Below are 8718 nucleotides of genomic sequence, written 5' to 3' on the forward strand. Positions count from 1 at the left end.
CTGGGTCAGGCGAACGGGTTGGCGAAGAGCAGCAGCAATGCGACGACCAGGCAGTAGATCGCCATGGTCTCGATCATCGCCAGGCCCACGAACAGCGTGCGCGAAACGGTGGCCGCAGCCTCTGGCTGTCGTGCAATAGCGTCCATCGCAGCGGCGACGGCCTTTCCTTGCGCCAGCGCGGGGGCGATCGCGCCGAGCGAGATCGCTAGCGCGGCGCCCATGATGCTTATCAAATGGATCCAATTCATGTCATTGCCTTTTGCTGAATGGAAGTGGTTTCGCTGACCGCACCGCCGATGAAGACCATCGCCAGTGCGCCGAAAATATAGGCCTGTACCGCGCCGGTCAGCAGTTCGAGCGCCATGAGCGGGATCGGCACGAGCAACCCTGCCAGGCTGAGTACGATGCCGATCACGAATACCCCGCTCATCATGTTGCCGAACAGGCGAACGGTCAGCGACAGGCTGCGCGTGAACAGTTCGATCAGGTTGAGCGGCGCGAGCAGGATCGAAGGCTGGGCGAAGCTGCGGACATAGCCGTTAACGCCCAGCGCGCGGATCCCGAACCAGAGCGTCGCGCCGAACACGATCAGCGCGAGCGCGATGTCGGTCTCCAGCGTCGCGGTCGGGGGCTCGAGGCCGGGGATCAGCGACGACCAGTTGGCAACGAGCAGGAAGAGGAAGAACGTTCCGATCAGCGAAAGATAAGGGGCTGGGGCGACTCCCATCGTTTCGCGGATCTGGGTCGATATCATATCGACGATGAGCTCGAGCGCGGCTTGCGCGCGTGACGGCTTGAGCGCGAGGCGACGTGTGATCAGCCATGAGCCTACGCTCAAGAGCAGCATGATTCCCCAGGTCGTGACGACCGGCGTCGTGATCGGCACCGGACCGACCATGAACAGGACGTGCGGGTCGAACGGCGAGCCAATCATGATGGCATCCGTAGACGGAGGAGGATCAGGTGCCGCGCGAGCAGGAAGCCGCCCGCTGCTGCCATGAGCGCGGGCGCTCCTTGCGTTGCGGCCCAAACGAGCGTCCCGATCGTGACTGCGAGGCGTCCGAGTCGCCAGCCCAGTGCCGCGAAGATGGAGCCGCCCGCGACCAGGAGGTTGGCATCCTTGCGCAGGGACAGGAAATGGATTGCGCCTGAGGCCATGCCGAGGCACCCGTAGGCCAGAATCGCGACCGCCTTCATCGCCTGTTGATCCAGCGCCATGCCGACCAGCCGCCGAACACTGCGCCGATCATGATCAACGGCGCCGTCCAGAACACTCCGCTGGCGAAATGATGGTCTAGCCAACGCCCGGCGGCGAGGCAAATCAGGATCGGCACGGTGATCGTCCAGCCAAGCGCGCCGATCTGGCCGAGATTGCGCGCCAGCGACGGGGCGCCGTCGCGCGCCCATGCCTTGCGGCGATCGGCGCGCACGCGTACCGCCTTGGTCAGCCGGGTTTCGCGGTCGGGCAGGGGGTCGCTCACGGGCGTATGTCGCTGGTGGCCGCGCCGCCGCGCAGTGCCGCAACCATCTGCCGGATCGCCTGGGTGCGCAAACGCGCGGCAGTGGTGCGGCTGGTCCGGTCCGCGTCGATGCGCTCGCGATAGCGGGCTAGCACGTCGCGTTCGAGCGTGTCGAGATCGTCACCGATATGCGCCTCGCGCGTCGCGACCTGCACGTCGCGACCACCGCTGACCGTCAGGATGCCCTGGCGGATCGCGCAGAAGCCTTGCCGTCCGTCCGAGTGCCGCCAAGAGACGATCGATATTTCCAGCGCGGTCAGAAAATCGCTATGGCCCTTCAGGATGCCGAAACTGCCGGTCGCATCTTCCGCGCGGACCGCATCGACATCGGGATGATCCGCGACGATCTGCGCGGGATCGGTGATCAACAGTCTCATTTGGGGGCTCCCGCCTGGCGCGCGCGCGCCTCCTCGAAATCGCCGATCATGTAGAAAGCACTCTCGGCCCAGTCGTCTGCCTCGCCGGCGAGGATCGCCGCGCAACCCTTTAGCGTCTCGGCGAGGGGCACCGAGCGCCCCGGCGTACCGGTGAACGCCTCGGTGACGACGAACGGCTGGGTCAGGAATCGCTGCAGCTTGCGCGCGCGATCAACGATGAGCCGGTCGTCGCGCCCGAGTTCCTCGACGCCGAGCAGCGAGATGATGTCCTGCAGCGCGCGGTATTGCGCGATCGTCTCGCGCACCTCTTCCGCGATACGGTAATGCTCGGCGCCCACCACCAGCGGGTCGAGCAAGATCGAGACCGAAGCGAGCGGGTCAACCGCGGGATACATGCCCTCCGCGGCCATCGAACGCGATAGTACGACGGTGCTGTCGAGATGGTCGGAAATGGCGGTGACGGCGGGATCGGTGAAATCGTCTGCGGGCACGTACACTGCCTCAATCGCGGTCACTGCCGCGCCAGCGACGGAGGCGATTCGCTCCTGCAGCGCGGCGACTTCGCTTGCCAGGGTCGGTTGATAGCCGACGCGGGACGGCAGTCGCCCGAGCAGCCCCGAAACTTCGCTGCCGGCCTGGACGAAGCGGAAGACGTTATCCATCAGCAGCAGCACGTTGCGGTGCTGCTCGTCGCGAAAATACTCAGCCACAGTTAGCGCAGTCAGCCCAACGCGCCAGCGCGCGCCGGGCGGCTCGTTCATCTGTCCAAAGACAAGCACGGTGCGGTCGAGCACGCCTGATCCGCGCATGTCGTTCAGAAGTTCGTGTCCCTCGCGCGATCGCTCGCCAACACCGGCAAACACGGATACGCCCTCATAGCGCGCGACCATGGCGTGGATCAGTTCCATTACCAGCACTGTCTTGCCGACACCGGCGCCTCCGAACATTGCCGCCTTGCCACCCTGCGCGAGCGGGGAAAGCAGGTCGATCACCTTGATCCCCGTCTCAAATTGCGACGTCGCGGAACTTTGAGCATGGAGTGGCGGCGGCGCGCGGTGAATCGGGCGCAACGTCACGTCGGCGGGCAATGGGTCTCCGCCGTCGCCAATCCTGCCGATGACGTCGATCAGTCGCCCAAGCACCGCAGCGCCAACCGGCACGGCTACAGGGCCGCCGGTTGCCTCGACCGCGACATGACGGGAAAGGCCCGAGGTGGCTTGCAGCGCTACGGCGCGCACCGTGCGATCGTCGATATGGCTCTGCACCTCCGCCATCAGCACGTCGGGCCTGTCCCAGTGAATGAGCAACGCCTCGTCGACCAGCGGGAGCTTCCCCTTCGGGAAGACCACGTCGATGACCGGGCCGCGCACGGCAATAACGTGTCCGGCATCGGATAGGCCTGTTTGGCCTGGATAGGTCTGCGGACGTGGATCAGTGGCGGGCATGATGACTGTCTGCCTGCCTGGATCGAGGGCGCTTCAATTGGCTGTCGCCAGCTGCGTCGTGGATCGAACACCCAATTCAACGTCCGGCGTAAGCCAGCTACAAGCCGCGCCGGTATCGATTGGATCCTCGCTGGCTCCGCCGAGGTGGCATGTACATCGTGCGGTCGTCATTTCCGAAATACGTGGCAAGTCAGGCTGGGCAAACGGAGTGCGCCGCATCGCGGTCAACGCCGCGATATAAGCCAGCGTCGATTCCGCGCCCTGATTGGCGTTGCGCCGGTCGGGATGTAATCCATCGAAGCAGGCGCCGCGCTCGATATCCACCACTAGAACGCGAAGATCGTTTTGGCCAAGGAACCAGGCAAAGGCACGGCTCGCTTCACCTTGCCAGACGGCGTCTCCAGTGACACGCGCCGCGGTCAAACAGGCACTGACGGCCGCCCAGGCTTCCAGTGGCTGTTGATCGAAGGGTTGCGGATGCCGATGATCGGCACCGAAAGTTTCTGTTCCGATGGGCCGGAAATGACCGCGTTCGGCTGTTTGCAGTTTCATCAGCCAGCGTAGCGAATCAAGGCCTGCATCGAGATAGTGCTCCTTGCCGGTGTCATGGCCGCTGACAATCAGCGCCTCGCACAAACGGGCATTATCGTAGCCCAGCCTATCCTCGAACCAGATCCAATCAGGCCTGGCAGCGTCGGACCAGCGCTGGAAAAGCCGATTGGCTAGCTCGCCCCTGAGGCGCTCAAATCCGCGATGGCCTGGAAAGCGTTCCAGGAACGCAGATATGCCGAGTAAACCATAGGCCCAGGCGCGCGGCGATGTACACGCCATCAAGACGGGCGCGATCTCCAGCACCCGGGCTGCGGCCCAGCCATCCAGTGAACGGGCGTCTTTGTGCCGAGCAACGGTGCCTAGCGCCCAAATCGTGCGGCCCAGAGCGTCATCCGCACCATCGCTCTCCAACCACGTCCGATCGAAATTCATGAAGTTATGGACCCGGTTGGTCTGTGGTGACCAGGCGCTCTCGACAAAGGCTGCGTATGTGAGGTGCAACTGTTCCTCTTGCGCCGTCAAAGGGCGCAATGCCGCGAGTTCGGTGAAGACGAGCAGCGCGCGCGCATTATCGTCTAGGCAATAGCCATGTCTTCGATCGGGCACCGCAAATTTGGTGTGCTGCATTAGACCGACCGAATCGGTTAGAGCAGCGAGATGGGCCGTCGAGACATGTGGCAATGGGGTGTTGCCTGGTTGGATCGGTGGAAAGCCGATGATGGTTGCGCCTGCCGAACGCCGCTCCAATCGGACGGTTGAAAATACTTCGAGATACTGTTCCGCCACTCTCGGCCAGATCATTGCCCGACCACGAGCATAGGCGTTCGTCCGAATTTCGCTTCGCAATGTATCGTCGTCGATCAATCTGCGAATGGCCCTTGCAAACCCGTCTGCCTGCTCGAACGGGACGAGCAAGCCGCAATTGTCTGCCAGCAGCTCCTGCGCGTACCAGAACGGCGTTGAGACAACGGCTTTGCCGAGCGCAATCGCATAGGCCAGCGTCCCGGAAACGATCTGTGCCTCGTTGGGGTAGGGTGACAGATAGATGTCACATGCGGCCAAATAATCCAGCAACGCGTCAAGCGAGAGGTATCTGTCCACGAACTGGACATGTTCGCTAACGCCCAACTCGCTGGCGAGTGCTGTTAGGCTCTCTCGGTAGAGCTCGCCCTCGTCCCGCACCAGATTGGGATGGGTCGCGCCGACGATCATGTAGAGGAGTTTGGGGTTTTCCTGAACGAGGGCGGGCAGCGCGCGAATAGCTGTCTCGATACCCTTGCCCGGCCCAAGCAGTCCGAAGGTCATCAGCAAGGTCCGCTCTGCCAAGCCTAGATCGTGCTTCGCCATAGCTGGATCCAGAAAGGGACGATCCGGTACGCCGTGGGGTATCACGGCGATTTGATCGGCCGAGACGCCATAGACATCCTGCAGGATCTGGCGCCCCTTATCAGCCATCACGATCAGGCGGGCAGAGCTTGCAATGAGTTCGTCCATAACACGGCGCTGAGACGGATTGGGTGTGGCAAGGACCGTGTGCAACGTCGTGACCAGTGGCGCTTTCAGGCCGCGCACCAGGCCGAGGACATGCTCACCCGCCTCACCGCCGAAAATCCCGAATTCATGTTGCAGTGAGACGATTTCGATATCAGCAACATTCAGAAAGTCCGCCGCTACTTCATAGGAGGCGGGGTCTGCGTGTTGAATCTCCAGCGGGACCTGATCGGGATAGGCGTAGGCATTCTTGTCGTCGGTCATGGCAATTGTCATCGCGGCCACGTTCGGATCGGCAGTGCTCAGCGCCTGCTGGAGATCATTTGTGAAGGTTGCGATACCGCAATGGCGCGGCACGCATGTCCCGATAAGAGCGATGCGGCTGGGCCGGGGAGTGAGGACGGGACCGTTCATGTTCAACCTCTAACCAAATGGATCTCTTTCGAGTCGGCAACACGAACGCGGCGGCGCGTATTGCCATTGCGCAATGCGTCCAGGCCTGCCCGTCGAAGATCGATGAGGCACTTGCATGCCGAATGTCGCGGTTGCCGCACTATACGTATTGTCCGTGAAACACGCTCCGCGTGGCAGGAACGCGAACCCCACAGCGTAGGCAGGGGATCTTCGTCCACCTGTGAAGCCTGCCAGAACTGGCCGCTGTCAGAACATTCGGCGCAACTCGCCGCTTGGACTAGCGGGATGTGGGCGACGTCTTAAGGTTGATGTTAGGCGTTGGCGTAGCCCGAGGCGTTGAGGGCGAGGTCGAGTGTGTCGGTCACACCCTCGGCCTGCATGTTGGTGCACAACTTCCAGGCGATGATATAGCGCGAGATGGCGTCGAATACGGTCGACATGGACATCCAGCCCCAGCCAATTGTCCTTCACACCCTTAAATTTGTGCCGTTGGTACTAACGGCGGACAGGGGGGAGTTGGGTGAGACAATCGATTGTGAATGGCAGTCGCCGCTTTCGCCGCCTGACCCGCTGCCACGGCAATTTGATCCAGCCCTTCGACCATGTCGCCAACAGCGAACATACCGCTGATCGTCGTTTCCTGATGCTCATCGACGAGGATGCAGCCCGAAGGGCCTAATTCGGCACCAATCATCCTTGCCAAGTCTGAATGAGCCGACGTGCCGAGGGCCACATAAAGCGTGTCAAAGCGTAAGGATCGGCCATCGGCCAGCTTTACAGTGAGATCCTGATCGTTGATGGACAAATTGCCAATGGGCACCCGCTCAGTGGCGATGCCACCGCGAGTTAGCTTGGTCTTCTCCGCCTCGGACAGTCGGGACGCATCTTGGGTGAGTAAGGTCACTGCATCGCTATAGTGGCGAACAAACATCGCTTCGGCTGCGCCATGCTCTGAACAGCCTAGCACCGCTACTCTCCTGCCGCGGATTTCATAGGCATCGCAGATCGGACAATAGCGTATCAGACCTCGGGCAACGCCGCGATCATGCGCCTCCTGTGACAATTTCGGCCGATGATTTTTGACGCCCTGTGCAAGCAAGAGCGTCCGCGTCCTAACCTCATCGATAGCCGTGGTGACGACAAATCCCGACTGGGTCTGGACGACGCCCTTGACGAAATCATTGACCACTTTTGCGCCGTAGCGAGTGGCATGCTGGTGCATCCGCGCGAGCAGAACCTGACCGGATATTCCTTCAGGAAACCCGAGAAGGTTGTGAGTTGTCGGAATTGATGATGCGCGCCCACCGCCAGCGTCAATGACCAGCGAGGAACGCATAAACCGTCCGAGATACGTGGCAGCGGCCAAACCCGCGGGCCCACCTCCAATGACAATGCAGTCGTACATGTGCGCCTTTCTCCGAGGTGGGCCGTTACTGTAAATACGCGGCTCGCCGGGTCTGCACTCGAAGGAAGGCGCCCCGCCCCAAAAAAAGGTCGATGGTGGCGAGGGGTTTTAGCTGCCGGTGCCTAATTCAGATGTGGCCCATCTCTAGCCGGCATGGACCAATCGGATGCCCACGGGGCGCAGCGTGGCGCGGGGGCGGGTGGGTGTGGGACAGAGAGGTCAGAAGCACTGGATTCGCCCTCAGCCGCTCGCCCCGTAAAAGTCGCCGGGCGCACAGCGGGCTGGCGTCGGGTTTCGGTTGTATGCGGGAGTGAGGGACGCATTGGAGGTCTACAGACCTTTCTCGGCCTCAATGGGGCAGACGCTTTGGGTGATCATCATAGTCTCTGGCCCTCCGTTGACTGATCAGGTTGGTAGTCGGGCTCATTAACTCCTTATAGGCGGCGACACTGCCGACACAGCAAATACGCACCGCACGGCACAACCCCTCATCGATGCTGCGAAGATTATTTAAACGGCCCACGGCGTTCAACTCGCGCTAAAAATCAAGATTGCCGAGGAGGGGTAAGGACGACCCGCGCGTATGATTAATTGGGCGGGTGCGAAAACACGGACTGACCAAAAGCTTTTCTGCTGAGGAGGACGCGATGCAAGATTCTAGAACAGCATGGCTTCGTAGGCATTTCCCAAGCGTAGCCTTCATTGCGGTGACGGCTCTGGTCGGTGGCGCGCTTGCTGGCGCGGTCATGTATGTTGGCGTCTATGACATCGGCGCTGATGCGCCGCACACCAAACCTGTTTATTGGCTCATAGAAATGCTTCGTGATCGCTCGATCGCCGTGCGGTCTCGCAATGTGAGCGTTCCTGCCAACCTGCTTGATATAAAACGGCTACAGAGCGGCGCGGGGCTCTATGCCGAGATGTGCAGTGGCTGCCATCTCGGGCCGGGACTGGAGAAGTCGGAGATCAGCCAGGGACTCTACCCCAGGGCCCCGGAGCTTTTTCGGGAGCAGCAGAGTTCGGCAAAGGAGCAATTCTGGGTCATCAAGCATGGGGTCAAGCTGACCGCGATGCCTGCCTGGGGTAAAACCCATAGCGATGAACTGATCTGGGACATGGTCGCTTTCGTGCGTCAACTTCCACGTATGACGCCCGCCCAGTATCAGGCGGCGATTGCCAGTGCGCCGGAAGACCATGACGCGATGATGAGGGATATGCCTGGCATGACGAAGACGATGCCGTAGCGATGTTGCCTTTGCCCGACCCTCGTCGCCGATATCTGCCGGCTGTGTGGGGTGCTTTGTATCCGTCCGGTGAAGGCCGCGTTGTGATGCTGGTCGGCGCGTAGCCCGGTTTAGGCGGCGATTGCTTCGGAGCGCTGCGCCCAGTTCCATATGTGGACGGCTCCCTCTTGCAAGGGCTGAACGGAAAATTTGATCGGATCGCTTGCTTCCATATGTCCGGCCTTTCGGTGCGGTCGCACGTGACCGCTGGCCAAGATGGTTTCCGCGGTG

The 8718-nt window shown here is 61.5% G+C and carries 9 protein-coding genes and 1 pseudogene; 1 reads left to right on the forward strand and 9 read right to left on the reverse strand.

Translation table 11 applies throughout. From position 1 onward, the window contains the following. Positions 1-5: 5 nt before the first annotated feature. The 9 genes and pseudogenes from EH199_RS20255 to EH199_RS20295 form a co-directional block, all read right to left on the reverse strand. The gene (locus EH199_RS20255) at positions 6-248 is read right to left on the reverse strand and encodes a F0F1 ATP synthase subunit C (protein WP_072384143.1); all 243 of its coding nucleotides are present in this window, start codon (positions 246-248) and stop codon (positions 6-8) included. After that, positions 245-934 (reverse strand): F0F1 ATP synthase subunit A, encoded by a 690-nt coding sequence (locus tag EH199_RS20260; protein ID WP_124810953.1) that lies wholly within the window; start codon positions 932-934, stop codon positions 245-247. The genes EH199_RS20255 and EH199_RS20260 overlap by 4 nt, the downstream gene beginning before the upstream one ends. Then, positions 931-1218, reverse strand: coding sequence for an ATP synthase subunit I (locus EH199_RS20265; RefSeq protein ID WP_223806810.1), 288 nt, complete (start codon positions 1216-1218; stop codon positions 931-933). The genes EH199_RS20260 and EH199_RS20265 overlap by 4 nt, the downstream gene beginning before the upstream one ends. Continuing rightward, positions 1194-1481 carry an AtpZ/AtpI family protein gene (locus EH199_RS20270; protein ID WP_083554958.1) on the reverse strand — a complete coding sequence of 96 codons (288 nt, stop codon included), beginning with the start codon at positions 1479-1481 and terminating at the stop codon, positions 1194-1196. The genes EH199_RS20265 and EH199_RS20270 overlap by 25 nt, the downstream gene beginning before the upstream one ends. After that, positions 1478-1897: a F0F1 ATP synthase subunit epsilon gene (locus EH199_RS20275; RefSeq protein ID WP_124810954.1), complete on the reverse strand. Its 420-nt coding sequence runs from the start codon at positions 1895-1897 to the stop codon at positions 1478-1480. Before EH199_RS20275 ends, EH199_RS20270 begins: the two co-directional genes overlap by 4 nt. Beyond that, on the reverse strand, positions 1894-3342 hold the full coding sequence (atpD, locus tag EH199_RS20280) for a F0F1 ATP synthase subunit beta (RefSeq protein ID WP_124810955.1): 1449 nt from the start codon (positions 3340-3342) through the stop codon (positions 1894-1896). Before atpD ends, EH199_RS20275 begins: the two co-directional genes overlap by 4 nt. 33 nt (positions 3343-3375) lie before the next feature. Then, entirely contained in the window at positions 3376-5799 is a 2424-nt protein-coding gene (locus EH199_RS20285; RefSeq protein WP_124810956.1) for a glycosyltransferase family 4 protein, read from the reverse strand. 326 nt (positions 5800-6125) lie between these two features. Continuing rightward, positions 6126-6266: pseudogene (locus tag EH199_RS20290) on the reverse strand (IS3 family transposase); the annotation flags it as partial. An 8-nt stretch (positions 6267-6274) separates the two neighbouring features. After that, positions 6275-7204 (reverse strand): NAD(P)/FAD-dependent oxidoreductase, encoded by a 930-nt coding sequence (locus EH199_RS20295; protein WP_124810957.1) that lies wholly within the window; start codon positions 7202-7204, stop codon positions 6275-6277. 647 nt (positions 7205-7851) lie between these two features. Between EH199_RS20295 and EH199_RS20300 the strand changes: the two genes are divergently transcribed. Beyond that, complete coding sequence (locus EH199_RS20300; RefSeq protein ID WP_124810958.1) at positions 7852-8448, forward strand: cytochrome c; 597 nt, start codon at positions 7852-7854, stop codon at positions 8446-8448. Positions 8449-8718: the final 270 nt, after the last annotated feature.

Source organism: Novosphingobium sp. LASN5T (assembly GCF_003856955.1).
Classification (GTDB): domain Bacteria; phylum Pseudomonadota; class Alphaproteobacteria; order Sphingomonadales; family Sphingomonadaceae; genus Novosphingobium.

What these genes read in the sequence shown, in the direction of transcription:
- EH199_RS20285 (WP_124810956.1), bottom strand. Translation starts at nt 5,799, where the DNA reads ATGAACGGTCCCGTCCTCACTCCCCGGCCCAGCCGCATCGCTCTTATC.
- atpD (WP_124810955.1), bottom strand. Translation starts at nt 3,342, where the DNA reads ATGCCCGCCACTGATCCACGTCCGCAGACCTATCCAGGCCAAACAGGC.
- EH199_RS20275 (WP_124810954.1), bottom strand. Translation starts at nt 1,897, where the DNA reads ATGAGACTGTTGATCACCGATCCCGCGCAGATCGTCGCGGATCATCCC.
- EH199_RS20255 (WP_072384143.1), bottom strand. Translation starts at nt 248, where the DNA reads ATGAATTGGATCCATTTGATAAGCATCATGGGCGCCGCGCTAGCGATC.
- EH199_RS20265 (WP_223806810.1), bottom strand. Translation starts at nt 1,218, where the DNA reads ATGGCGCTGGATCAACAGGCGATGAAGGCGGTCGCGATTCTGGCCTAC.
- EH199_RS20295 (WP_124810957.1), bottom strand. Translation starts at nt 7,204, where the DNA reads ATGTACGACTGCATTGTCATTGGAGGTGGGCCCGCGGGTTTGGCCGCT.
- EH199_RS20300 (WP_124810958.1), top strand. Translation starts at nt 7,852, where the DNA reads ATGCAAGATTCTAGAACAGCATGGCTTCGTAGGCATTTCCCAAGCGTA.
- EH199_RS20260 (WP_124810953.1), bottom strand. Translation starts at nt 934, where the DNA reads ATGATTGGCTCGCCGTTCGACCCGCACGTCCTGTTCATGGTCGGTCCG.